Below are 24,162 nucleotides of genomic sequence, written 5' to 3'. Positions count from 1 at the left end.
ACCCTTCCCGACAATCATGGATGGGATCGGCTTTGCCGCCCGCTCAGGGCGTCGGGAAGCCGAATTGCGGGCTTTGCAGGATCGTGAGGTCCTCGACGGGCTCGCCGGCGATGCGCTGCAAGAGCAACTGCCCCATGGCCTCGCCGGCCGCCTTGAGGTCCTCATAGATCGTCTCGACCTTGGGCTGGATCTGGCTCAAAAGCAGCGAGGTCTGCTTGGCGACGATGTCGTATTCCGTGCCGAGGGTAAGGCCCTGGTCGCTCATACCAGTGATGGTGGCGAGCGCCGAAACTTCGCCGGGACAGGCGAAACCGTCCGGCGGATCGGGCTCACCGCTGCGGCGGCGCACATAGTCACGGATCGTGTCGGCCGGACTGTCGAGATCGAGCGTGTCGGGAATTTCGTAGGCGATACCGGCCTCGCGCACCGCGGTCATGAAGCCGTGCAGCATGTGCTGGTGGAACGTCAGCCGCTTCGGCGGCAGGATGATCGTGACCTTGCGCCGGCCCTTGACGATCAGGCGCCTGGTGGCCTCGTAGGCGAAAGCGTAATTGTCGTAGTCGACGAAGGCGTGCGGGGTGGAAAATTCCGTGCGGCCGTGCGTGACGAAGGGAAAGCCGTTTTCGAGCAGCAGCCGCACGCGCGGATCGAAGGGTTCTGTGCGCGAAAAGATCAGGCCGTCGGCCATGCCGTTGCGGATGATGTAGTTGACGGCATCGACATTGCTGCCGTCGAGAAAATTCGGCGTGACGATGAGATGGTAGGGCGTCGTCTGGAGCGCGCGCGCCAGGCCATGCATGATGGACGTGCCGAAGCCCAGAATTTCCTCGTGCGGATCGAGCAGCACGGAAATGACATTGGTGCGGCCGGTCTTGAGGCGCTGCGCGGCGCGGTCGGGCAGGTAACCGATCTCGGCGGCGACCTCGTGCACGCGGCGGCGGGTGTTTTCGGAAATCTGCGGCGCATTGCCGAGCGCGCGGGAGACCGTGGTGATCGCCAGACCCGTCAGTTCGGCAATCGTCTTCAGCGTCGGCTTGCCGGCTCGGGACGGGCTGCGGGCGGGTTCACTGTCGGCGGGCTTTTCGATGCGGGACACGGGTGCATTTCTTTGGATGGCGGACGTCAATCGGCGGCACCATACCGACGCGCTACGCCTCTAGCAATCTTGCACCGCACAGAATTTAAAACGTTTTCCGTGCAGCGCAACAAGCGCCAGAATTTTCGCCAATCGCCTGAACTGCCCGAATTTACTGCATTTGCGAAAGCAGCTGCAGCCGACGCCTCGGGTGGCTTGACTCCGCAAATTTACAACGTTTTAAATTGGCACGGCACTTTGAGCCGCAAACGGAATTCCGATGCCTTCAAGGGCCTCGGGGAAATCGGCGGGAGGAGGCTCTCGCCCTCGAACTTGCAAACGGGAGGAATACGATGCGCAAGTTTCTAACAACCACCGCAATCGCCGCGGTGATGATGACGATGGGCGGCATGTCCGCCAAGGCAGCCGAAGGCGTCGAGGTTCTGCACTGGTGGACCTCGGGTGGCGAAGCCGCCGCTCTCGATGTTCTGAAGAAGGATCTGGAAGCCAAGGGCATTTCCTGGACCGACATGCCGGTTGCCGGCGGTGGCGGCACGGAAGCCATGACGGTGCTGCGCGCCCGCGTCACGGCCGGCAATGCGCCGACCGCGGTGCAGATGCTCGGCTTCGATATTCTCGACTGGGCCAAGGAAGGCGCACTCGGCAATCTCGACGACATCGCCGCCAAGGAAGGCTGGGACAAGGTCATCCCGACCGCGCTTCAGCAGTTCTCCAAGTATGACGGCCACTGGATCGCAGCCCCGGTCAACGTGCACTCCACGAACTGGGTCTGGGTCAACAAGGCAGCTCTCGACAAGGCGGGCGGCAAGGAGCCGGCGAACTGGGACGAGCTTGTTGCTCTCCTCGACAAGTTCAAGGAACAGGGCATCACGCCGGTTGCCCATGGTGGCCAGCCGTGGCAGGACGCGACGATCTTCGACGCGGTCGTGCTGTCCTTCGGCAACGACTTCTACAAGAAGGCGTTCATCGACCTCGATCCGGACACGCTGGGCGGCGCCCAGATGAAGGAAGCCTTCGACCGCATGACGAAGCTGCGCTCCTACGTGGACGACAACTTCTCGGGCCGTGACTGGAACCTCGCGTCCGCCATGGTCATCGAAGGCAAGGCCGGCGTGCAGTTCATGGGCGACTGGGCGAAGGGCGAATTCATCAAGGCCGGCAAGAAGCCGGGCACGGACTTCGTCTGCATGCGCTTCCCGGGCACGCAGGGCTCCGTCACCTTCAACTCCGACCAGTTCGCGATGTTCAAGGTTGCCGACGCCAAAGTCCCGTCGCAGCTCGAAATGGCGACCGCCATCGAAAGCCCGGCCTTCCAGTCGGCCTTCAACGTGGTCAAGGGCTCGGCGCCTGCCCGCACCGACGTCTCGGATGAAGCCTTCGACGATTGCGGCAAGAAGGCGATCAAGGATCTCGCAGAAGCGAACACCAACGGCTCGCTGTTCGGCTCCATGGCGCATGGCCACGCCAACCCGGCCTCCGTCAAGAACGCGATCTATGACGTCGTGACCCGCCAGTTCAACGGCGAACTCACCTCCGAACAAGCCGTGGCGGAACTGAAGACCGCCGTCGAGGCTGCGAAGTAAGGGGCTAGCCCCCTTCACCCTGCCCTCTCCCCGCTGGGGAGAGGGAACCTGACAGTCGCGGCAAAGCCCTTTTCCCCAGTCGGGAGAAGGTAGCGGCAGCCGGATGAGGGGGCCACTGGCCGCCCTGCAACCCGATTTCAACGGTGGTACCGACCATGGATAGCCGAAACCGGCTGCAGGAGCTTCTGCCGAAGCTCGTGCTGGCGCCCAGTTTCCTCATCGTGCTCGTCTTCGTCTACGGCTTCATCGCCTATACGGGCTTCCTGTCGCTGACGGACAGCAAAATGCTGCCCTCCTACAATTTCGTGGGACTGAGCAATTACTCCAAGCTCTGGGCGCTGCCGCATTGGTGGCGGGCGATCTCCAACCTCGCGATCTTCGCCTCGCTCTACATCGTCATCTGCTCGGTGCTGGGGCTCGGCCTCGCCATCCTGCTCGACCAGAAGATCCGCGCCGAGGGGATTCTCCGGCCGATCTACCTCTACCCGATGGCGCTCTCCTTCATTGTGACGGGCACTGCCTGGAAGTGGTTCCTCGATCCCGGCATCGGGCTTGAGAACACCATGCACCTCTGGGGCTGGGAAAGCTTTGCCTTCAGCTGGATCAAGGACCGCAACTACGCGATCTACTGCGTGGTGATCGCCGCCGTCTGGCAGTCGTCCGGCTTCGTCATGGCGATGTTCCTCGCCGGGCTCCGCGGCGTCGACAACGAGATCATCAAGGCCGCCCAGATCGACGGCGCCTCGACCTCGACCATCTACCGCCGCATCATCATTCCGCTGATGCGCCCGGTCTTCCTCTCCGCCTTCGTCGTGCTCGCCCACCTCGCCATCAAGGCCTACGACCTTGTCGTGGCGCTTACCGGCGGCGGCCCCGGCCAGGCGACCGAACTGCCGGCGACCTTCATGTATTCCTACACGTTTACCCGCAACCAGATGGGCATCGGCGCCTCGTCGGCCATCATCATGCTGGTCATGATCTTCTCGATCATCGTCCCCTACCTCTATTCCGAAATCCGCGGAGGCAAAGGCCGATGAGCGCTCAAAATCCCGACAACGTCATCTCGCACAACAAGCTGACGCGCGCCCTGATCTACACCGCCCTCATCCTGTTTGCGGTCTACTACCTGCTGCCGCTCTACGTGATGCTGGTGAACTCGCTGAAGCCGCTGGAGGAAATCCGCCAGGGCGGCATGCTGAACCTGCCGAAGGTCTGGACGATCGAACCCTGGCTGCAAGCCTGGTCGACGGCGCAGATCGGCGTGGAGCCGACGGGTCTTCGCCCCTTCTTCATCAACTCGATCCTGATGGTCGTTCCTGCCGTCGCGATCTCCACCATCATCGGTGCGCTGAACGGCTATGTGCTGACCAAGTGGCAGTTCAGGGGCTCGAACGTCTTCTTCGGCCTGCTTCTGCTCTCCTGCTTCATTCCGTTCCAGATCGTGCTGATCCCGATGGCGCGCATCCTCGGCATGCTGGGGCTTGCCGGTTCGCTCTGGGGCCTGATCCTGGTGCATGTCGTGTATGGCCTCGGCTTCACGACGCTCTATTTCCGCAACTATTACGAAAACTTCCCGACCGAGCTGGTGCGCGCGGCGCAGATCGATGGCGCAAGCTTCTTCCAGATCTTCTACCGCATCCTGCTGCCGTCTTCGGGGCCGATCATCGTCGTCTCGGTCATCTGGCAGTTCACCAATATCTGGAACGACTTCCTGTTCGGCGCCTCCTTCTCCGGCGCGGGTACGACGCCGATGACGGTTGCGCTCAACAACCTCGTCCAGTCCTCGACGGGCGTGAAGGAATACAACGTGCACTTCGCCGGCGCGATCCTCGCCGCACTCCCCACCCTCATCGTCTACATCGTCTCCGGACGGTATTTCGTGCGCGGCCTGATGTCCGGCGCGGTGAAAGGATAATGTCCATGTCTTTCCTGAAGATCAGCAACCTGCGCAAATCCTACGGCTCGCTCGAAATCCTGAAGGACATCAATCTCGAGATCGAGCAGGGCGGCTTCCTCGTGCTCGTCGGCCCGTCCGGCTGCGGCAAGTCCACGCTGCTCAACACGATCGCCGGCCTGGAGCCGATTACCTCCGGCGACATCGCCATCGACGGCCGCTCGGTCGCGGGCCTGCACCCTTCCAAGCGCGATATCGCGATGGTATTCCAGTCCTACGCGCTCTATCCGAACATGACGGTCGGCGGCAACATCGCCTTCGGCATGGAAATCCGCGGCGTGCCGAAGGACGAGCGTGAAAAGGCGATCAAGCAGGTCGCCGACATGCTGCAGATCGGCCATCTTCTGGATCGCAAGCCGGGCCAGCTCTCCGGCGGCCAGCGCCAGCGCGTCGCCATGGGCCGCGCTCTGGTGCGCGATCCGAAACTCTTCCTGTTCGACGAACCGCTGTCGAACCTCGACGCAAAACTGCGCGTCGATATGCGCACGGAAATCAAGCGCCTGCACCAGCGCATGAAGACCACCATCGTCTACGTGACGCACGACCAGATCGAGGCGATGACGCTCGCCACCAAGATCGCCGTGCTGAAGGACGGCGTGCTGCAACAGTTCGGCTCGCCGGCGGAAATCTACAACAACCCCGCCAACATCTTCGTCGCCGACTTCATGGGATCGCCGGCGATGAACCTGCTTTCGGCGAAGATCGAGCAGAACGGCTCCGGCATGGCCGTGTCGCTTGCCCGCCCCCAGGCCGAACCGCTCGTACTTTCCGTGCCAAACGCGCCAGGCAGCCTTTCCGCCTACAAGGGCAAGGACGTGATCTTCGGTATCCGCCCGGAAGCCCTGACCGACCCGGACGGCGCGGACCGCAATGCCCGCACCCTCGCCGAGGGCGATTGCCTGATCGAAGTGGTGGAGCCCGCCGGCGCAGACACCTTCGCCGTCACCCATCTCGGCGGCAAGCAGATCGTCGCCCGCCTGCGTGCCGACGTGGGCATCACCCCCGGCCAGACGGCGCGCCTTGCCTTCAACCTCGACAAGGCGGTGTTCTTCGACCCCGCAAGTCAGCTTCGTATCGCTTGAGTAGGTCATGACCACGCAGCCGGACATCGTCATCATCGGATCGGGCATCGGCGGCTCCACCATGGCCGCCGCGCTCGCCCCGACGGGCGCAAGGATCGTCATCCTGGAAGCGGGCGACCACCTGCCCGACCGCCCGGAAAACCGCGACCAGCGCGCCATCTTCCAGCGCGGCCATTTTCGCCCGAAGGAGATGTGGTATGAGGCCGACGGCACGGCCTTCAACCCCGGCAACTACTACAATGTCGGCGGCAATTCGAAGTTCTACGGCGCGGTGCTGGTGCGCTACCGTAGGGAAGACTTCGAGGAGATGAAGCATCGCGAAGGCGTCTCCCCCGCCTGGCCCTTCCCCTATGAAGAGCTGGAACCGTGGTACTCCGCCGCCGAAAAACTCTTCAATGTGCGCGGCACGCTCGGCGAAGACCCGACCGAGCCGCACCATTCCGCGCCCTACCCCTTTCCGCCCGTACCGGACGAACAAGCCATCGCGAAGGTCCGCGCCAGGATGAAGGCAAACGGCCTGCATCCCTATTCGCTGCCGCTCGGCGTCGATATCGACCGCTGGCTCGCCAAGGCGAAGACACCATGGGATGCCCATCCGAACAGCAATGACGGCAAGATGGATGCGGAAAGTGCGGCGCTTGCCGAAGCGCTGAAATACCCGAATGTCGAACTGCGCACCCTTTGCCGGGTGACACGGCTTGCCACCGCACCGCATGGCCGCAGCATTTCGACCGTGCACTATATGCAGGGCGATGAAGCCCGGAGCATCTCGCCGAAGCTGGTGATCCTTTCGGCCGGCGCCGTGCAATCGGCCGTGCTCCTGCTCCGCTCGGCTTCAGATGCCTTCCCGAACGGACTTGCCAACAGCTCCGACCAGGTCGGCCGCAACTTCATGAACCACAATTCGAGCGCTGTGATCGGCGTCTCGCCCTTCTATAAAAACACCTCCGTCTACCAGAAGAGTTTTGGCTTCAACGACTACTACCTCTCCGACGGCAATGGCGGCGCGCCGCTTGGCAATGTCCAGTTGCTCGGCCGCGTCTCCGGCAAGATCCTGAAAGCCAACATGCCCTCCGTGCCGGAATGGCTGCTGGAACAGGTCGCCGCCCACACCATCGATTTCTACGCGATGAGCGAGGACCTGCCGCATCCCGAAAGCCGCATCATGGTCGACCGCGACCGGATCGTCATGAAGTGGACGCGCACCAACTGGCAGGCCCATCTCGACCTCGTCACCAAGCTGAAGGGCGCCCTGAAGAAGGCCGGCTTCCCCATCGTGCTCACCCGCCCCTTCGACAAGCGCACGCCGTCGCACCAGTGCGGCACGGTGCGCATCGGCAACGATCCGACGACGGCACCGCTCGACATCTGGTGCCGGGCCTACGACCATCCGAACCTCTTCGTGGTCGACGCCTCCTACCTGCCGACCTCGGCCGCGGTGAACCCGGCACTCAGTGTTGCCGCCCAGGCGCTGCGCGTCGCGACCCACATCAAATCGAGGGATCTTGCCGCATGACGACAACAGCACGCCCCGTTGCCATCGTCACCGGCGGTCGCCGCGGCATCGGCCTTGGCATCGCAAAAGCCCTTGCCGCGGACGGTTTCGACATCGCCATCACCGGCATCGGCGATGGTGACGCCGCGACCGACGCCATGCTCGCCGAGTTCGCTGGCCGAGCAATCTATCTCAAGGCCGACCTTGCCGATCTATCCGGCCACGCGGCAACCGTTGCGACGGTTGAAGACAGGCTCGGCGCCATCAACTGCCTCGTCAACAATGCAGGCATCGCCTCGGTCCTGCGCGGCGATTTCCTCGATCTGGCACCGGAGAATTTCGACACCATCGTCGCGACAAACCTGCGCGGCACGGTATTCTTCACGCAGGCCGTCCTGAAGGCGATGCTGCACGCGAAACAGGCCACCGGCCCTCGCGCGATCATCAACATCACCTCCGTCTCGGCGGGGCTCACCTCGCCGGAACGGCTCGACTATTGCATGACCAAGGCGGGACTTGCCGCCTTCAGCCAGGGTCTGGCGCTGCGCCTGGCGGACACAGGCATCTCCGTCTTCGAGATCCGCCCTGGCATCATCCGCTCGGACATGACGGCCGGCGTTTCGGCGAAATACGACGCGCTGATCGAGGGCGGCCTCGTGCCGATGAAGCGCTGGGGCGAACCGGACGATATCGGCGCGGCCGCCGCCGCACTCGCCACCGGCAAGTTCGGCTTCGCCACCGGCTCGGTGATCAATCTCGACGGCGGGCTATCGATCGGCCGGCTCTGAGCCGCCATGCGCCCGAAGCACAAATTCTGAGGACCAAGGCATGACCTACGACTACATCATCACCGGCGCAGGACCCGCCGGCTGCGTGCTGGCGAACCGGCTCTCGGAAGACCCCACTGTGCGCGTACTGCTGCTGGAGGCCGGCGGCGGGGACTGGAACCCGCTGTTCCACATGCCGGCGGGGTTTGCCAAGATGACCAAGGGCGTCGCGAGCTGGGGCTGGGAGACCGTGCCGCAGAAGCACATGAAGGGCCGCGTGCTGCGCTACACACAGGCCAAGGTGATCGGCGGCGGCTCCTCGATCAACGCCCAGCTTTATGCCCGTGGCAACGCGGCAGACTACGACCTCTGGGCCAGCGAAGACGGTTGCGAAGGGTGGAGCTACCGGGAAATCCTGCCCTACTTCAAGCGCGCCGAGGACAACCAGCGTTTTGCCGACGACTACCACGCCTATGGCGGGCCACTCGGCGTTTCCATGCCGGTTTCGGCGCTGCCGATCTGCGACGCCTATATCCGCGCCGGCCAGGAACTCGGCATTCCCTACAACCACGATTTCAACGGTCGCCAGCAGGCCGGCGTCGGCTTCTACCAGCTGACCCAGCGCAACCGCCGCCGCTCCTCCGCCTCGCTTGCCTATCTCTCGCCGATCAAGGACCGAAAGAACCTGACGATCCGCACCGGCGCCCGCGTCGCCCGCATCGTGCTCGAAGGTTCTCGTGCTGTCGGCGTCGAGGTGGTGACGGGCAAGGGCGTCGAGACCATTCGGGCGGAGCGCGAGGTGCTGGTCTCGTCCGGCGCCATCGGCTCGCCAAAACTGCTGCAGCAATCCGGCATCGGCCCGGCCGACCACCTGAAATCCGTCGGCGTTCCGGTAAAACACGACCTGCCCGGCGTCGGCTCCAACCTGCAGGATCATCTCGACCTGTTCGTGATTTCCGAATGCACCGGCGACCACACCTATGACGGCGTCGCCAAACTTCACCGTACGCTGTGGGCCGGCCTGCAATATGTGCTGTTCCGCTCCGGCCCCGTCGCCTCCTCGCTCTTCGAGACGGGCGGCTTCTGGTATGCCGATCCGGATGCCCGCTCGCCGGATATCCAGTTCCATCTCGGTCTCGGTTCCGGCATTGAGGCGGGCGTGGAGAAGCTGAAGAATGCCGGCGTGACGCTGAATTCCGCCTACCTGCATCCACGCTCGAAGGGCACGGTGCGGCTTTCCTCCGCCGATCCTTCCGCCGCACCGCTGATCGACCCGAATTATTGGGAAGACCCGCACGATCGCAAAATGTCGATCGAGGGCCTGAAGATTGCCCGCGAAATCCTGCAGCAGGCCGCGCTGAAACCCTTCGTCATGGCCGAGCGCCTGCCGGGACCGAAGGCGATGACCGACGAGGAGCTGTTCGACTACGGTTGCGCCAATGCCAAGACCGACCACCATCCGGTCGGCACCTGCAAGATGGGCACGGGCGCGGATGCGGTCGTCGGGCTCGATTTGAAGGTGCATGGGCTTGAAGGTCTGCGTGTCTGCGACAGTTCCGTCATGCCGCGCGTTCCTTCCGCCAACACCAATGCGCCGACCATCATGGTGGGCGAGAAGGGCGCCGACATCATTCGCGGCCTGCCGGCACTGCCGGCCCAGGTCTTCCAACATGAACGCAACGACGCGCGTCCGCGCGCCCGCGCCAACATCCGATAGGGGCAGCCATGATCCGCCATTGTGTCTTCATCCACTTCAAGCCGACCATTTCCGCCCACTACAAGGCCGAACTGTTCAACGAGATCGACGCGCTGAAGAGCCGTCTCCCGGGCATGCTCGCCGTGCATATCGGCACCAATGTCAGCCCGGAAGAGGGCATGGACAAGGGGTTTGGCGACGGCTTCATCGTCGATTTCGCGGACAGTTTTGCCCGCGACGCCTATCTGGAAGATCCCGAGCACAAGCAGACCGGCGGCCGTCTGGTCGCCGCCGCAGAAGGCGGCATCGCGGGCATTCTCGTCTACGACCTCGAAACCGACGACTGAGCCTCATGATCGAAGACGCCCGCGCCTTCCTCGCCTCGCTGTTCAACGCTGCCGTCGAGGCTGCCGATCCTGTAGCCGCGATCCGCGCGCACCTGCCGGAAAGGCCGAAAGGGCGCACCGTGGTCATCGGCGCCGGCAAGGCGGCAAGCCAGATGGCGGCCGCGCTGGAAAGCCTGTGGAATGGCCCGCTGGAAGGCACCGTCGTCGCGCAGCACGGCCCGGTGGCGGCGTGCCGGCAGATCGAAGTCTTGCAGGCCGCCCATCCCGTTCCCGACGAGGCCGGCATCGCCGCCTCGGCGCGGCTGTTTGCCCTCCTGCGCGATCTGACGGAAGACGACCTTGTCATCGCGCTTGTCTCCGGCGGCGGCTCGGCGCTGCTGCCGGCCCCGGCGGGCATGCTGACGCTGGCCGACGAAATCGCGGTCAACAGGGCGCTGCTCGCCTTCGGCGCGCCGATCTCGGCCATGAACGTCGTGCGCAAGCACGTCTCGCGCATCAAGGGCGGGCGACTGGCGCATGCGGCCCATCCGGCCCGGGTGGTAAGCCTGATCATTTCGGACATTCCCGGCGACAACCCCGCCCACGTCGCGTCCGGCCCGACGATCCCCGACACGTCGACGCCGCAGGACGCGCTGGCGATCGTCCAGCAACATCGCATGACGCTGCCCGCGGCGGTGATGGAGCATCTTGCATCGCCCGAGGCCGCTGCGGCAGGGCCGGACGACCCCGTCTTCGCCCGGCACGAGCACCATGTCATCGCCTCCGCGCGTGTCTCGCTGGAGGCCGCGGCAGCGACGGCGAAAGCAGCGGGCATCACGCCGGTCATCCTGTCGGATTCGATCGAAGGCGAGGCACGGGATATCGGGCTGATGCATGCCGCACTCGCCCGCGAGGTGCGCCATCACGGAAGGCCCTTCGCCACCCCCGTCGTCATCCTCTCCGGTGGAGAGACGACGGTGACGATCCGCGACGAAGGGTATGGCAAGGGCGGGCGCAACACGGAGTTCCTGCTCTCCTTCGCCCATGCCATCGATGGTCTGCCGAATGTGCAGGCGCTGGCCGCCGATACGGACGGTCGCGACGGCTCGGAGCACAATGCCGGAGCCTTTGCCGATGGTGAAAGTATCCTGCGCATGCGCGCCGCCGGCATCGAGCCCAGAACGCACCTGATGGGCCACGACGCCTACAGCGCCTTCGATTCTATAGGTGATATCTTCGATACCGGCCCGACGGGCACCAACGTCAACGACTTTCGGGCGATCCTGATCCGCTAAAGCAATTCCAGCAAAAGTGCGCAGCGGTTTTGCGCGAGAATAAAAAGTCGGAGCGTTTTCACAATTCGAAGAAACGCGGAAATGCTCTAGACCCGGCCGGCGCGACGCGCCAGCACGCGTTCGACGGCAGAAAAAGCATCGTAGATCAGCACCGCCAGCACCGCGACGACCAGGCCGCCTTGCAGCACGAAGGCGAGATTGTTGGATTGCAGGCCGGCAATGATGACCTCGCCGAGTGTCTTCGCCGCAACCGTCGAGCCGATCGTTGCCGTGGCGAGGCTGATGGTCACCGACAGACGGATGCCGGCGAGAATGACGGGCAGCGCCAGCGGCACTTCCACCTTGGTGAGCCGCTGCCACGCCGTCATGCCCGTGCCGCGCGCCGCCTCGACGATGGCCGGCGGCAGGGTGGAGAGGCCCGTCATGGCATTCTCGAAGATCGGCAGCAGGCCGTAGAGGAAGAGCGCGATCAGCGTCGGCTTTTCGCCGAAGCCGACGGCGGGAACGGCGAGCGCCAGCACCGCGACGGGCGGAAAGGTCTGGCCGATATTCACCAGGCTGCGCGACAGCGGCAGAAACTCCGCGCCGATCGGCCTTGTGACGAGGATGGCGAGGCCAACGGCGACGATGGTCGCGGCGAGCGTCGCGGTGAAGACCGTGGCGAGATGGGAAAGCGTCAGCGAAAGCAGACTGCCCTGGTTGTAGATAGCCGGCGCATTGGCCTGCACGAGCGGCTTCAAAAGCGGTTCGAACAGCATGGGCTGGACGAGGAAGGCGATGAGGATGATCAGCGCCGCCAGTCTCAGCAGGATTGGCAGGAGCCGCTTCATTGCGGCCTCGCGGCGCGACGGGCAAGACCGGCGAGCGTGACGCGGCCGAGAGGCGCGCCATCCGCGCCGACGACCGGCAGGGCGTCGCGGCCGGCCCAGAGCAGCGCGGAGAGTGCGTCGCGCTGGCTCGTGGCGGCGGCAATGGCTTCGCCTTCCGCCTCCCCGGCCTCGGTGGCGTCTCCAACGGAACCGATCGAGAGCAGCCGGAACGGCCGCTCGCCGGCACCGATCAGCGTTTCGACAAAATCGGTGGCCGGGTTTACCAGCATCTCTTCCGGCGCGGCGTATTGCACGATCTTGCCCTTGTCCATCACCGCAATCTTGTCGGCGAGGTGGAAGGCCTCTTCCATGTCGTGCGTGACGAGCACGATAGTCGTGCCGAAATGTTTCTGGATTGCCAGCAAATCCTCCTGCGCCTTGGCCCTGATGACCGGGTCGAGCGCGCCAAAAGGTTCGTCCATCAGCAGAATATTCGGCTCCGCGGCAAGCGCCCGGGCAACGCCGACGCGCTGCTGCTGACCACCGGAAAGCTCGTGCGGATAACGTGGGCCGAAGGCCGCCGGATCGAGCTGGAAGAGGGTCAGCAGTTCCTTGACCTTGGCGTCGATGCGGCTCTTTTCCCAGCCGAGCAGCGTCGGCACGGTGGCGATGTTTTCGCCGACCGTGCGATGCGGGAAGAGGCCATGGCCCTGGATGGCGTAGCCGATGCGGCGGCGCAGCTCGTAGCCGGGGATCGCGCTGTTCGGCTCGCCGTCGATCAGGATCTTTCCCGAGGTCGGCTCGACGAGGCGGTTGATCATGCGCATCAGCGTCGTCTTGCCGGAGCCGGACGTGCCGACGATGACGGTGATCGTGCGCGGCGCGATGGTCATCGAGACATTGTCGACGACGGTCGTATCGCCGTAGCGCTTGGTGATGCTGTCGATCTCGATCATGCGGCCCTGCCGGGTTTGTTGCTGGAAAGTTCGGTCGCGGCATCGAGCACGATGGCGGCGGCGAAGGCGAGTGCGACGGTCGGCACCGCGCCGAGCAGCACGAGGTCCATGGCCGTCTGGCCGATGCCCTGGAAGACGAAGACGCCGAACCCGCCGCCGCCGATCAGCGCCGCGATCGTGGCAAGGCCGATATTCTGCACGAGCACGATGCGGATGCCGGTGAGAATGACCGGGAAGGCGAGCGGCAGCTCGACGCCGAACAGCCGCTGGCGATCCGTCATGCCGATGCCGCGCGCGGCGTCGTTGGCATCTCGCGGCACACCGGCAAGGCCGACGACCGTATTGGCGACGACGGGCAGCAGCGAATAAAGGAACAGCGCCACGAAGGCGGGTGCCGCACCGATGCCGCGAATGCCGAGCGCTGCAGCGCCCGGCACGTGAAGTGCGATCCAGCCGAGCGGCGCGATCAGCAGGCCGAAGAGCGCGATCGACGGGATCGTCTGGATGATGTTCAGCACATTGAGCACGCCGGCGCGGAGCGCCTCGACGCGATGGCAGAGGATGCCGAGCGGCAGGCCGACGAGGGTCGCTGCGGCAAGCGAGCCGAGCGCCAGCATGACGTGGCGGCTCGCCTCCAGCCAGAAGGTTTCGGCGCGGCTGCCATATTCCTTGAGGATCGAGAGACCGTCCCAGGCGCCGGACATCAGCAGCGCCGCGACGGCAGCGGCCACAGCCGCGAGCAGCGCGACACGGGCGAGCGGCGGGAGCTTCAGCCGCGCCAGCGCATCCGCCGTCACCAGCGCGAAGGCGAAGCTGAGCAGCCAGAAGCCGGAGGCTGGCGACACGCGGGCATAGGTGTTTTCCGGCGGTGTCAGGTGGCCGGCGGAAAGGCCGATGAGGACGGCCAGCACGAGAAGCGCCACCAGCCCCAGCACCAGCCGGAAGACCGTCGGCGTCTTCAGCACGATAAGGATGAGGGAAAGGACGATGAAGGCGAGAAGCGCCGCGCCAAGCCCGGAGGGAAGGGCCTCAAGGATAGACCGCGCCTCGCCCGGCACGATGCGGTTGGCCCTGAACTGGGCAAACGGCGTCAGAAAGGCGCCATAAGCCAGCAATGCGGCGATCACCACGCCGAGCTTGTCGATTCTGAACCGCATAAACGCTTTCTGGAAGAGAGGTCCTCCGCCCGAATGGACGGAGGACAGACGAGCTTACTTGAGGAAGCCGTTCTTCTTGAGGAAGTCTTCGGCGACCGCCTTGGCCGGCTCGCCGCCGACCTGGACGCGGCCGTTGAGATCCTGCAGCGTCACGAGGTCGAGCTTCTCGAAGACGGGCTTGAGAATTTCCTCGATCTGCGGATTGGCCTTCAGTACCTCTTCGCGGATGATCGGCGACGGCTGGTAGACCGGCTGCACGCCCTTGTCGTCTTGCAAAACGACGAGGCCCGACGGCGCGATGCCGCCATCCGTGCCGTAGACCATCGCGGCGTTCGCGCCGTTCGTCTGGTTGGCAGCGGCGGCGATCGTTGCGGCCGTGTCGCCGCCCGACAGCGTGATCAACTGTTCCGGCTTCAGCGTGAAGGCATAGGTCGTCTGGAAGGCGGGAAGAGCTGCGGCCGAATTCACGAATTCGGAGGAAGCGGCCAACACCACCTGCCCACCACCCGCAACGTACTTGCCGAAGTCGGTCAGCGTCGCGAGCTTGTTCGGCTCGGCGACGTCCTTGCGCAGCGCAATCGCCCAGGTGTTGTTGGCTGGCGACGGCGTCAGCCAGACGATCTTGTTGGCGTCGAAATCGAGCGTCTTGGCAAGTTCATAGGCCTTGGTGGCATCCTTCCAGGCCGGATCATCGGCCTTTTCGAAGAAGAACGCGGCATTGCCGGTATATTCCGGATAGATGTCGATCTCGCCCGCGATGATCGCCTGGCGCACGACCGGCGTCGCACCGAGCTGCACGCGGTCCGTCGTCTGGATGCCGTTGGCGTTCAGAACCGACAGGATGATATTGCCGAGCACGCCGCCTTCGGTGTCGATCTTCGACGAGACGACGACCTGGGCCTGGGCGGCACCGGCTGCAAGGCCGAGCGCCAGAGCTGCTCCTAGGAATTTGACGGTTGGGCGCATGTGAAAAACCTCTCGTTCTGTGCGGGAACCCGTGGCGGCATTCAGACCACGTTTCGAAAAGCCCGTCCGGGCAAAGCATTCCATATATGGCGGCAAATCGCAAAAAACAGACCGCGTGGACGGGTTACCGCACGACGTTTATTGCCGCGTTCAAAGCGCTTTCGAGATTGTGCGAAGACAAGGCTTTTGGCAACAGAAACGCGTTGCAATTCATGGTCGCATCCGACACTCTCGGCAGCGGCCCAGTCCTGCTTTCCAATACCGCACTTCATCACCTGCCGGGGACCATCCCGGGCCTGATGCCCGGCGCAGATTTTCGTGGGGGACGCATGAGCATCTACATTCTCGCATTGTTGATCGGTGTCGTGGCGGGGCTTCGGGCGATGACCGCACCGGCAGCGGTGAGCATCGGCGCAGCACTCGGCTGGCTGCCAGTCTCCGGCACCTGGGCCGCCTTCCTGGCCTATCGTTTCACACCCTATATTTTCGGTGTCCTGGCGCTCGTCGAATTCGTCACCGACCAGTTGCCGAGCACGCCGAGCCGCAAGGTGCCGCAGCAGTTCGGCGCCCGCATCGTCAGTGGCGCGTTTTGCGGCGCGGTCATCGGCACCACGGGCGGCTCGCTGGTCGGCGGCCTCGTGGCCGGTGTCGTCGGTGCAGTCATCGGCACGCTCGGTGGAGCGGAAGCCCGCCAGCGCCTCGTCGCAGCCACCGGCGGCAGGGACTTGCCCATTGCATTGCTCGAAGATGTGGTCGCCGTTCTTCTCGGCCTCTTCGTCGTCTCGTCGGTCGTCTGATGCAGACGTTCGACGCCGTCATCATCGGCGCCGGCCAGGCCGGCCCGTCACTTGCCGGCCGGCTGACGGCCGCGGGGAAAAAGGTCGCCCTCATCGAGCGAAAGCTCGTCGGCGGCACCTGCGTCAACACCGGCTGCATGCCAACCAAGGCCATGGTCGCCAGCGCCTATGCCGCCCACCTCGCCCGCCGCGGCGCAGAATACGGCGTGGTGACGGGCGATATTTCCATCGACTTCGCCAAGGTCATGGCGCGCAAGGAAAAGGTGCGTTTCGATGCCCGCAAGGGCAACGAGGATTGGCTGATGGGCATGGAAGGCCTCACCTTCATTCGCGGCCATGCGCGCTTCGAAAGCCCGACGGACATCCGCGTCGGCGACGACCTGCTGTCGGCAAAACAGGTCTTCCTCAATGTCGGCGGCCGCGCCGTCGTGCCGGATTTTCCGGGCGTTGGGGACGTGCCCTATCTCGACAACGTGTCGATGATGGACCTGACGGAGGTGCCGAAACACCTGGTCGTCATTGGCGGCAGCTATATCGGGCTGGAGTTCGCCCAGATGTTCCGCCGCTTCGGCTCCGAGGTGACGGTGATCGAAAAAGGGCCGCGGCTGATTGCACGCGAGGACGAGGACGTCAGCACCGCGGTGCGCGACATCCTCGAGCGCGAGGGCATCCAGATTCGCACAGGCGCGGAGTGCATCCGCTTCTTCCGGCAGGAGGGCGGCGTCGGGGTCGGCGTCGATTGCACGGCCGGCGCGCCAGAGATCATAGGCTCGCACATCCTGCTCGCCACCGGACGGCGGCCGAACACCGACGATCTCGGCCTCGACAAGGCGGGTGTCGCAACGGACAAGCGCGGCTACATCACCGTCGACGAGCGGCTGGAAACCAACGTACCCGGCATTTTCGCGATGGGCGATTGCAACGGCCGCGGCGCCTTCACCCATACCGCCTACAACGACTTCGAGATCGTCGCCGCCAACCTCATCGACAACGAGCCGCGCAAGGTGAGCGACCGTATCCAGACCTACGCGCTCTACATCGACCCGCCACTCGGCCGCGCCGGCATGAGCGAAACGGAAGCCCGCAAGACTGACCGTAAACTGCTGATCGGCACGCGGCCGATGACGCGGGTCGGCCGCGCCAAGGAAAAGGGCGAGACGCTCGGTTTCATGAAGGTGATCGCTGATGCAGACACCAAGGAAATCCTCGGCGCTTCCCTCCTCGGCACCGGGTGCGACGAGGCGGTGCAGAGCATTCTTGACGTGATGTATGCGGGCAAGCCCTACACGACGATCACGCATGCGGTGCACATCCATCCGACGGTGGCGGAGCTGATCCCGACGGTGTTCGGGGACATGCAGCCGGTGGAATGAGAAAAGCCCGGGATCGCTCCCGGGCCTTTTACGTTCGTGAAGAGAAGCCCCTCATCCCGCTGCCGCGACCTTCTCCCCGCAAGCGGGGAGAAGGTGAAGGACGCAAACCCTCCCTCAAAAAGATTCGCATCGTATTGAGGTAAACTTGGCCGCGTGTCCCTTCTCCCCGCTTGCGGGGAGAAGGTGCCGGCAGGCGGATGAGGGGCAGCGCCTGCCGCGTTTACTTCCGGATTGTCAGCGCCGGGTTATGGGCGAAGAAGTTGTGCGGCATGATGTGCACGGTCTTCCACTCCGTCGACATCACCGGCCAGTCCTCCATGCGCGGAATATGGTGGAAGCCGGCGGAGAACCAGGTGACGATGTCCTTGCCCATCAGGCTCTGATCCTTCTTCACCCATTCGGCAAGCGTATCCGACCCATCGCTCTGCATGGCGAACTTGCCGCCGGCATAACGCTGTTCCGGATCGTAGACCGTGTTCCACACCGAATATTCGATATAGGCGTTGCGCTTCATCGGCGGGTCGTTTTCGAAGTCGAACGGACCGTAGGACACGTCGCCATGATGGATCATGTAGCCCGGCTCATGTCCGAGATAGCCTTCACGCGACGGGTCGGAAATGTGGAAGTAGCGCGGCTGCGACGACGAGATTTTGTAGCGCGCCTCCAACTCCGTCATCGGCATCTTGTGCTCGACCGTCCACATCGACTTGCGCGGGCTCGATGCATCGAGCTTGGCCGGCACGATATCCATTGTGGAAAAATGGTTTACCGGCTGGTCGACGTCGAAATCGATGCGGAAGTTGAAGTAATGGTCGTGGTTGGCGGCAACGAGGTTCGGCGCGATCAAGGTGCCATAGGCCGTGTCCGCCTTGGCCGTCGGGTCCTTCATCGAGGTGGAAGCAACGCCCTTCACCGCGTCGAGGCCGGTGGCGCCGACATAGATGTTGACCTGGCCGTTCTGCTGCAGGCGGTAGTCGATCAGGTAGTCATAGTTGCCGACCTCCGAGGCCGTGCGCACAACAAGTTCCGTGGCCGGGCGGCCTTCCGCCGGCACCGGCTTGTCCGGCGTCTGCGCAAAGACTTCGAAGTGGCGCCAGGCCGGATCGCCGATGCTTCTCTCGAAGACGCAGATCGCATCCGGAATGACCAGCGGCGACCCCTTGTCGTCGGCGATCGTCGCCGGCAGGAAGGTGGCATGCGAGGGGCAATCGATGCCGGCGCGAAGGGGGCTCAGGAACAGGCCGAAACCATATTCCCCGCTGTCCATGTAGGTGCGCCAGTACCAGCCTTCCGTCGGGTCCATATAGGGCACGAAGACTTCGGAGAGATGTGCCTGGTAGATGACCGAGCGCCACGTGCCGGCGTCATTGACATCGAGATTGGAGACGACGAGGCCCGGGCGCTTGTCGACGCGGAAATTGAAGCGCCACATGTCCCATTCGATATGGCTGCCGTCGATCTTGTAGTTCGGGCCGCCTTCCTGCACCAGCTTGACGGGGTTCGTCTCGGTACGCAGCGGCACGCGCTTGGCGACCTCTTCCTCCGTGTAACCCCAAGCGTCCTTCGGCGCTTCGACGACGCCGGTATCGATGACGCGCTGCACTTCCTTCTTGCCGATGTCATAGATGGCAAAGAGGCCCTCGACCGGCTTGGCATAGAAGTTGGAGCCTTCCGGCACCTGGTAACACGGCACCTTCATCAGGCGGGAATTCTGGTATTCCTCGGTGAAGAAGTTGCCGCCCGTCAGCGGCAGGCAGAAGGCCTGTTCCGGCTTCAGGCCACGCTTGGCAAGCCCCGCCACCATATCCGGATGGCCGAGCGCGCCTTCCAGCGCATTCATGAACTCGGTGAAGAGCACCATCGGCTGGCCCGTGGTCTTGGCATTGCTCTCGACCGTGCCCTTGGTGATGTTGACCACCGCCTCGCTAAAGCCCTCGGCGCTGGTGAAATAGACCGTCGCCTTGCGGTCGAGGCTGTCGCCTTCCTTCCACGCCAGCACATCGGCCTTGGCGGGCTCCTTCAGCTCGATCAGCGGATAGAGCGTGTTGTCGTCCGCGACCTTCTCGCCGCGCAGGATCTGGTTGATCTTCTGGTATTCCTCGGCCGTCAGCCCATCGAGCGGATGCGCGGCCGCGGCACCAGCGGCAAGGCCGAGCGCCAGCGCCGTCGAGGCCAGATGTTTAAAAAGTCTCATGATCGTTCCCTCTTCTTGCTTGGTTCTGTCAGGCGAAGACCACCTGGATATCGGTGTATTCGGCAAGCCCCTCTTCGGCGAACTCGACGCCGATGCCGGAGGCCTTCACGCCGCCGAAGGGCGCATTGGGCTGGATGGCGCCGTGTTTGTTGATCCAGACGGAGCCGCAGGCGAGCCGGCTCGCCACCTTCTTCGCCGCCGCAATATCGGACGACCAGACGGAGCCGCCGAGCCCGTTCGGGCTGTCATTGGCAAGCCGGATCGCCTCCTCGACATCGGAATAGCGGATGATCGGCAGCGCCGGTCCGAACTGCTCCTCGTCGACCAGCGCATCGCCATTGCGAAGCCCGGACACGATGGTCGGCGGGAAGAACAGGCCCTCGCCCGGCTCGCCGCCGAGCAGCACCTTGCCGCGCCCCTTGGCATCCGCGACAAGCCTCGAAACCTTGTCGAACTGCATGCGGTTCTGGATCGGCCCCAGAATGCTCGCCTCCTCCATGCCATTGCCGACCGGGATCGCCTTCGCATAGGCGACGAGCGCCTCGCAGACGGCGTCATGGATCGACTCGTGCACATAGAGCCGCTTCATCGCCGCGCAGGTCTGGCCGTTGTTGATGAAGGCGCCCCAGAACAGGCCCTCGGCAATCGCTTCCGGGTCCGCATCCGGCAGCACGATGCCGGCATCATTGCCGCCGAGTTCCAGCGTCAGCCGCTTCATGGTCTCGGCCGCCGATTGCATGACCTTCTGCCCGGTGGCGCAGGAGCCGGTGAAGACGATCTTGCGAATATCCGGATGCGCCGACATGGCGCCGCCGAGATTGAAGGGCTTGTCGTCGCCGGTCACCACATTGACGACACCCGGCGGCAGCACCTCGTTCATGATCTCGACGAGGCGCAGTGTCGAGAGCGGCGTATAGGGCGAGGGTTTGACAACGACCGTGTTGCCCGTGCGCAGCGCTGGAAGAATGTGCCAGACGGCGATCATGACCGGGAAATTCCACGGCGTGATGGAGCCGACGACGCCGAGCGGCTTGCGGGTGAGTTCGATCCGACCCTGCTCGTTGTCCTGCAACACCTTGACCGGGATCGAAAGCCCGGTCGTGTAGCCCGCCCAGGCGACGGCGCCGCCAACCTCCCAGCGCGAGCCGAGACCGTTCAGCGGCTTGCCCTGCTCCAGCGTGATGATCTCGGCGAGTTCGCCCGCGTGTTCCTCGATCTTCGCCGTCACCGCCGCACAGGCAGCCTGCAGTGCCTCGTCGCTCTGCGCCGACCATGTCGCAAACGCCGCCTTGGCGACGGCGACGGCCGCATCCAGCTCCGCTCCGCCCATATTCGGCGCGCGGCCGACTTCTTCGCCCGTCGCCGGGTTCAGCACGGCAAAGTCCGAGCCGACTGCTGCCGGCTTGCCACCGATGGTCGCCTTGAATTCCATCATTTCCGCCTCCTCCAAGGAACGGCCCACCTCCGGCGGGCACATCTGGTGGCAGAGAATAGGTCTTGGCGGGGCGTCAGACTTGGACGGTGCCGTCCCGCCTTTTGGACAAAAGCGTCAATGGCAGCGCGCGACCGCACCCGGCGTCGTGCCGTATTTCTTGCGAAACTCGCGGTAGAAATAGGAAAGGTCGTTGAAGCCGCAGTCGAAGGCGACGGCGGTCACTCCCTCTGCAAGGTGCTGCCCCTTGTGGGTGGAAAGCCGCGCATGAGCAAGCTCCAGCCGACGATTGAGCAGCCGATGGCCCGGCGTTTCGCCAAGCGGCCGGAAATGCCGCTGCAAGGTGCGCTCCGGCACGTTGAGACGCGACGCCAGTTCGCGCGGGCCGAAGGACGGGTCCGCGCGGTGGCGGTCGATCATAGCGAGCGCGCGCGAGAGCAGCGTCTCGGCCGGGTTGGCGGCGCCCATCACACGCGTCGAATGCAGGTAGGCGCCCATAAGGCACAGGAACGCTTCGCCAAGTTGCGCCTGCGCGCCGTCTTCCATCAGCATCTTTGCGATGACGGCGCGCATGGCGAGCCAGAGCGGATCGTCACGCGAGATCGAAAGCCCGCCGGTGCATAGCGTGCCGAAACGGTGGACGATCTCATCGCGCGGAATGTGCAGCGACACCTGGTTGGAGCGCTCGCCGCGATAGAGAAAGGTCGAGGGCTTGACGGAATCGACGAGGAACATGTCGCCGGGCAGAAGCTCCGCCACCTGATCGCCCTGCTCGACGCGACATTGGCCGGCATCCTGCACCAGCAGGAAAAAATGCTCGCCGGGATCCTGCCGGATGGAGCGGGTGTTGCGCGCGACCTCCGAGGCATCGAGCGCCACGATCGCCGTATCGAACGGGCCGACGCGCCGCGTGGTGACATCGCCATTGACGACGCCCGTGCGCCGCATCGGCTCGAGATCGAACGAACCGCAGACCCGCCGGATCTCCGCCTCGAGAATTTCCACCTGTACCGGCTTGTGCCCCGGCGTCATCAGCGACTGCATCGCGCCCTCCCCGGCTCCAGCAGAATGCCTGTTCTCCCAAACCTATCTCATCACAGACCGCAGCGCTTGCCTATCGTTCTTACCCTGCAATCGCTGCAAAACCACCGGTTTGCACCGTCTGGCGCAGACCGTCACAGGGCGCATCGGCAAGGCCTTCCGCAGCAAGCTGGTCGAGCACCGCCACAACCTCGGCAAGTCCGCGCGCTTCCGCATAGTGCATCGGTCCACCGCGCCAGCGCGGAAAGCCATAACCGTGGATTTTCACCAGGTCGATATCGCCGGAACGCAACGCCACGCGCTCCTCCAGAATACGCGTCGCCTCGTTGACCATCGGCAGGATGATCGCATCGGCGATCGACGCCTCGTCCCACAACCGCTGCGGCCGCCCCGCAGCCTCTTCGGTAATGATTGCCGCCGCGGTTTCCGATGGTTTTGGCGCGCGGTCGCCCGGGGTGTAGTCGTACCAGCCACCGCCCGATTTCTGGCCGAAACGCGCGATGGCGCAGAGCCGCTCAGCGACGGGGGCGAAGGGTGCTTCGCCCCGTTCGCGGGCGGCCTTGCGCTGGAAGGCAGCGATATCGAGGCCGCCGAGATCCTGTGCCTCGAACGGCCCCATCGGCAGGCCGAAGGCGCGCATGGCGGCATCGACGGCAGAGGGCGTAGCACCCGAGAGCAGCAACCGTTCGGCCTGCGCGCGCGTCACCTTCAGTATGCGGTTGCCGATGAAGCCGTCGCAGATGCCGGCACGAACCGGGATCTTGCCGAGCAGGCGGGCAAGCGCGAAGCCCGTCGCCAGAACCTCCGGCGTCGTCTCCTCCGTCGGCACGATCTCCAGCAGCTTCATGATGTGCGCCGGGCTGAAGAAATGCAGGCCGAGGAAGCGTTCGGGATGGCTTACGCCTTCACTGATCGCAGTGGGGTCGAGATAGGAGGTGTTCGTTGCCAGCACCGCATCCGGCCGGCAGACCGCCGACAGCTTTTCGAAGACGGCGCGCTTGACGGCGATATCCTCGAAGACGGCTTCGATGACGAGATCCGTATCGGCAAGCAGGCCATAATCGTCACTGCCGGTGACGCCAGACAAACGGTCATCCGCAACCGTCTGCGTGATGCGGCCACGCTTCACCGAACCGTCGAAGATGGCGCGGATATTGGCAAGTCCCCGCTCGACCGCTGGCGCATCACGCTCGATGAGGATTACCGGCAGGCCGGCATCGCGCAGCGCCGCGGCAATGCCCACCCCCATCGTGCCGCCGCCAATCACAGCCGCCGAGCGCATATCGCGCGGCGCCACGCCGGCAAGCTCGGGCGGGCGCGGTGCCGCGCGCTCGGCGAAGAAGACATGGCGCAGCGCCGCCGCCTGCTCGGAACCACGCAGCTCCAGAAAGGTTTCCCGCTCGAAGGCCATGGCGCTTGCGAAATCCGTTTCGCTGGCGTTGCGGACCGAGGCGAAAGCCCTGAGCGGCGCGACTTCTCGTTTCGTCTTGGCAGCGACGGCCTTTTCCGCGCCCTCCCAGAACCCGGCTTCGACCGCCGGCACGGCACGGCCGGAAATCGGCTGCGGCACCGGTTTGCCGGCACTGTCGTTCGCAAAGGCAATCCCACCGGCACGCAGGTCACCATCGATAATGGCATCGACGAGGCCCAGCGCATGCGCCTTCTTCGCCCCGACCGGGCTACCGCCCGTCACCAGATCGACGGCGGCGGCAGGGCCGATCAGGCGGGGCAAACGCACCGTGCCACCGGCACCGGGGATGATGCCGAGCTTGACTTCCGGCAGGCCGAGGCTGGCGGAGGCAACCGCCACGCGATAGGCACAGCCGAGCGCCACTTCGAGGCCGCCGCCAAGCGCGCTGCCATGAATGGCCGCGACCCAGGGCTTTTTCGCTGCCGCGATGGTCGTCACCACATCCGGCAGATGCGGCGGCTGCGGCGGCTTGCCGAACTCGTTGACATCCGCCCCGGCGATGAAGGTACGGCCGGCGCAGATCAGCACGACGGCCTTCACCGCTGCATCGGCATCGAGCTCCGCCACGGCTTCGATCAAACCCTGGCGCAGCGCCTGCGACAGCGCATTGACGGGCGGGTTGTCGACGGTGACGACGGCGACGGCGTTTTCGTGGGTGATGTTGACGGTCAT

The 24,162-nt window shown here is 64.5% G+C and carries 20 protein-coding genes; 11 read left to right on the top strand and 9 right to left on the bottom strand.

The features are described 5' to 3' along the window. Window positions 1-43: 43 nt before the first annotated feature. Window positions 44-1,087 carry a LacI family transcriptional regulator gene (locus ACT6VE_RS13425; RefSeq protein ID WP_444799285.1) on the bottom strand — a complete coding sequence of 348 codons (1,044 nt, stop codon included), beginning with the start codon at window positions 1,085-1,087 and terminating at the stop codon, window positions 44-46. A 341-nt stretch (window positions 1,088-1,428) separates the two neighbouring features. On the opposite strand from ACT6VE_RS13425, the gene ACT6VE_RS13420 reads away from it, so the two are divergent. The 9 genes from ACT6VE_RS13420 to ACT6VE_RS13380 all read left to right on the top strand — a co-directional run bounded on the left by ACT6VE_RS13420 (window position 1,429) and on the right by ACT6VE_RS13380 (window position 11,294). Beyond that, complete coding sequence (locus ACT6VE_RS13420) at window positions 1,429-2,679, top strand: ABC transporter substrate-binding protein (RefSeq protein ID WP_444799088.1); 1,251 nt, start codon at window positions 1,429-1,431, stop codon at window positions 2,677-2,679. A 155-nt stretch (window positions 2,680-2,834) separates the two neighbouring features. Then, a complete protein-coding gene (locus tag ACT6VE_RS13415; protein ID WP_444799087.1) occupies window positions 2,835-3,716 on the top strand; it encodes a carbohydrate ABC transporter permease in 882 nt (293 codons plus the stop codon). Beyond that, window positions 3,713-4,594 (top strand): carbohydrate ABC transporter permease, encoded by an 882-nt coding sequence (locus tag ACT6VE_RS13410; RefSeq protein WP_444799086.1) that lies wholly within the window; start codon window positions 3,713-3,715, stop codon window positions 4,592-4,594. The genes ACT6VE_RS13415 and ACT6VE_RS13410 overlap by 4 nt, the downstream gene beginning before the upstream one ends. A gap of 5 nt (window positions 4,595-4,599) precedes the next feature. Continuing rightward, on the top strand, window positions 4,600-5,715 hold the full coding sequence (locus ACT6VE_RS13405) for an ABC transporter ATP-binding protein (protein ID WP_444799085.1): 1,116 nt from the start codon (window positions 4,600-4,602) through the stop codon (window positions 5,713-5,715). A 7-nt stretch (window positions 5,716-5,722) separates the two neighbouring features. Beyond that, a complete protein-coding gene (locus tag ACT6VE_RS13400) occupies window positions 5,723-7,231 on the top strand; it encodes a GMC oxidoreductase (RefSeq protein ID WP_444799084.1) in 1,509 nt (502 codons plus the stop codon). Next, window positions 7,228-7,998: a 3-ketoacyl-ACP reductase gene (locus tag ACT6VE_RS13395; RefSeq protein ID WP_444799083.1), complete on the top strand. Its 771-nt coding sequence runs from the start codon at window positions 7,228-7,230 to the stop codon at window positions 7,996-7,998. Before ACT6VE_RS13400 ends, ACT6VE_RS13395 begins: the two co-directional genes overlap by 4 nt. 40 nt (window positions 7,999-8,038) lie before the next feature. Next, window positions 8,039-9,694, top strand: a complete 1,656-nt coding sequence (locus tag ACT6VE_RS13390; RefSeq protein ID WP_444799082.1) for a GMC family oxidoreductase — start codon at window positions 8,039-8,041, stop codon at window positions 9,692-9,694. 8 nt (window positions 9,695-9,702) lie between these two features. After that, the gene (locus tag ACT6VE_RS13385) at window positions 9,703-10,020 is read left to right on the top strand and encodes a Dabb family protein (RefSeq protein ID WP_069061043.1); all 318 of its coding nucleotides are present in this window, start codon (window positions 9,703-9,705) and stop codon (window positions 10,018-10,020) included. 5 nt (window positions 10,021-10,025) lie between these two features. Beyond that, window positions 10,026-11,294 carry a glycerate kinase type-2 family protein gene (locus ACT6VE_RS13380; protein ID WP_444799081.1) on the top strand — a complete coding sequence of 423 codons (1,269 nt, stop codon included), beginning with the start codon at window positions 10,026-10,028 and terminating at the stop codon, window positions 11,292-11,294. Between the two features lie 86 nt (window positions 11,295-11,380). Here the strand turns inward: ACT6VE_RS13380 and ACT6VE_RS13375 are convergent, their stop codons facing one another. Genes ACT6VE_RS13375 through osmF form a run of 4 tightly spaced genes read right to left on the bottom strand, consistent with a single transcriptional unit; the run spans window position 11,381 to window position 15,182 of the window. After that, window positions 11,381-12,124 carry an ABC transporter permease gene (locus ACT6VE_RS13375; RefSeq protein WP_444799080.1) on the bottom strand — a complete coding sequence of 248 codons (744 nt, stop codon included), beginning with the start codon at window positions 12,122-12,124 and terminating at the stop codon, window positions 11,381-11,383. After that, window positions 12,121-13,059 carry an ABC transporter ATP-binding protein gene (locus ACT6VE_RS13370; protein WP_444799079.1) on the bottom strand — a complete coding sequence of 313 codons (939 nt, stop codon included), beginning with the start codon at window positions 13,057-13,059 and terminating at the stop codon, window positions 12,121-12,123. Before ACT6VE_RS13370 ends, ACT6VE_RS13375 begins: the two co-directional genes overlap by 4 nt. Beyond that, complete coding sequence (locus tag ACT6VE_RS13365) at window positions 13,056-14,216, bottom strand: ABC transporter permease (RefSeq protein WP_444799078.1); 1,161 nt, start codon at window positions 14,214-14,216, stop codon at window positions 13,056-13,058. The genes ACT6VE_RS13370 and ACT6VE_RS13365 overlap by 4 nt, the downstream gene beginning before the upstream one ends. Window positions 14,217-14,270: 54 nt before the next feature. Beyond that, window positions 14,271-15,182, bottom strand: coding sequence for a glycine betaine ABC transporter substrate-binding protein OsmF (gene osmF / locus ACT6VE_RS13360; protein ID WP_444799077.1), 912 nt, complete (start codon window positions 15,180-15,182; stop codon window positions 14,271-14,273). 329 nt (window positions 15,183-15,511) lie between these two features. Between osmF and ACT6VE_RS13355 the strand changes: the two genes are divergently transcribed. Further along, on the top strand, window positions 15,512-15,979 hold the full coding sequence (locus tag ACT6VE_RS13355; protein ID WP_444799284.1) for a DUF4126 domain-containing protein: 468 nt from the start codon (window positions 15,512-15,514) through the stop codon (window positions 15,977-15,979). After that, window positions 15,976-17,352 carry an FAD-containing oxidoreductase gene (locus tag ACT6VE_RS13350; RefSeq protein ID WP_444799283.1) on the top strand — a complete coding sequence of 459 codons (1,377 nt, stop codon included), beginning with the start codon at window positions 15,976-15,978 and terminating at the stop codon, window positions 17,350-17,352. Before ACT6VE_RS13355 ends, ACT6VE_RS13350 begins: the two co-directional genes overlap by 4 nt. A 220-nt stretch (window positions 17,353-17,572) precedes the next feature. On the opposite strand, the gene ACT6VE_RS13345 is transcribed toward ACT6VE_RS13350, so the two are convergent. The 4 genes from ACT6VE_RS13345 to ACT6VE_RS13330 all read right to left on the bottom strand — a co-directional run bounded on the left by ACT6VE_RS13345 (window position 17,573) and on the right by ACT6VE_RS13330 (window position 24,162). Continuing rightward, a complete protein-coding gene (locus ACT6VE_RS13345; RefSeq protein WP_444799076.1) occupies window positions 17,573-19,546 on the bottom strand; it encodes a copper amine oxidase in 1,974 nt (657 codons plus the stop codon). A 28-nt stretch (window positions 19,547-19,574) separates the two neighbouring features. Beyond that, window positions 19,575-20,981: an aldehyde dehydrogenase family protein gene (locus tag ACT6VE_RS13340; RefSeq protein ID WP_444799075.1), complete on the bottom strand. Its 1,407-nt coding sequence runs from the start codon at window positions 20,979-20,981 to the stop codon at window positions 19,575-19,577. A 114-nt stretch (window positions 20,982-21,095) separates the two neighbouring features. Next, window positions 21,096-22,022: a helix-turn-helix domain-containing protein gene (locus ACT6VE_RS13335; protein WP_444799074.1), complete on the bottom strand. Its 927-nt coding sequence runs from the start codon at window positions 22,020-22,022 to the stop codon at window positions 21,096-21,098. Window positions 22,023-22,101: 79 nt separating this feature from the next. Continuing rightward, the gene (locus ACT6VE_RS13330) at window positions 22,102-24,162 is read right to left on the bottom strand and encodes a 3-hydroxyacyl-CoA dehydrogenase NAD-binding domain-containing protein (protein WP_444799073.1); all 2,061 of its coding nucleotides are present in this window, start codon (window positions 24,160-24,162) and stop codon (window positions 22,102-22,104) included.

It is taken from the genome of Shinella sp. (genome assembly GCF_052438155.1).
Lineage (GTDB): Bacteria > Pseudomonadota > Alphaproteobacteria > Rhizobiales > Rhizobiaceae > Shinella.
This window is presented reverse-complemented; position numbering and strand designations above follow the sequence as displayed.

Coding starts and splice junctions, on each gene's coding strand:
- ACT6VE_RS13420 (WP_444799088.1), top strand. CDS start 1,429: ATGCGCAAGTTTCTAACAACCACCGCAATCGCCGCGGTGATGATGACG.
- ACT6VE_RS13415 (WP_444799087.1), top strand. CDS start 2,835: ATGGATAGCCGAAACCGGCTGCAGGAGCTTCTGCCGAAGCTCGTGCTG.
- ACT6VE_RS13410 (WP_444799086.1), top strand. CDS start 3,713: ATGAGCGCTCAAAATCCCGACAACGTCATCTCGCACAACAAGCTGACG.
- ACT6VE_RS13405 (WP_444799085.1), top strand. CDS start 4,600: ATGTCTTTCCTGAAGATCAGCAACCTGCGCAAATCCTACGGCTCGCTC.
- ACT6VE_RS13400 (WP_444799084.1), top strand. CDS start 5,723: ATGACCACGCAGCCGGACATCGTCATCATCGGATCGGGCATCGGCGGC.
- ACT6VE_RS13395 (WP_444799083.1), top strand. CDS start 7,228: ATGACGACAACAGCACGCCCCGTTGCCATCGTCACCGGCGGTCGCCGC.
- ACT6VE_RS13390 (WP_444799082.1), top strand. CDS start 8,039: ATGACCTACGACTACATCATCACCGGCGCAGGACCCGCCGGCTGCGTG.
- ACT6VE_RS13385 (WP_069061043.1), top strand. CDS start 9,703: ATGATCCGCCATTGTGTCTTCATCCACTTCAAGCCGACCATTTCCGCC.
- ACT6VE_RS13380 (WP_444799081.1), top strand. CDS start 10,026: ATGATCGAAGACGCCCGCGCCTTCCTCGCCTCGCTGTTCAACGCTGCC.
- ACT6VE_RS13375 (WP_444799080.1), bottom strand. CDS start 12,124: ATGAAGCGGCTCCTGCCAATCCTGCTGAGACTGGCGGCGCTGATCATC.
- ACT6VE_RS13370 (WP_444799079.1), bottom strand. CDS start 13,059: ATGATCGAGATCGACAGCATCACCAAGCGCTACGGCGATACGACCGTC.
- ACT6VE_RS13365 (WP_444799078.1), bottom strand. CDS start 14,216: ATGCGGTTCAGAATCGACAAGCTCGGCGTGGTGATCGCCGCATTGCTG.
- osmF (WP_444799077.1), bottom strand. CDS start 15,182: ATGCGCCCAACCGTCAAATTCCTAGGAGCAGCTCTGGCGCTCGGCCTT.
- ACT6VE_RS13355 (WP_444799284.1), top strand. CDS start 15,512: ATGAGCATCTACATTCTCGCATTGTTGATCGGTGTCGTGGCGGGGCTT.
- ACT6VE_RS13345 (WP_444799076.1), bottom strand. CDS start 19,546: ATGAGACTTTTTAAACATCTGGCCTCGACGGCGCTGGCGCTCGGCCTT.
- ACT6VE_RS13340 (WP_444799075.1), bottom strand. CDS start 20,981: ATGATGGAATTCAAGGCGACCATCGGTGGCAAGCCGGCAGCAGTCGGC.
- ACT6VE_RS13335 (WP_444799074.1), bottom strand. CDS start 22,022: ATGCAGTCGCTGATGACGCCGGGGCACAAGCCGGTACAGGTGGAAATT.
- ACT6VE_RS13330 (WP_444799073.1), bottom strand. CDS start 24,162: ATGACCGTCAACATCACCCACGAAAACGCCGTCGCCGTCGTCACCGTC.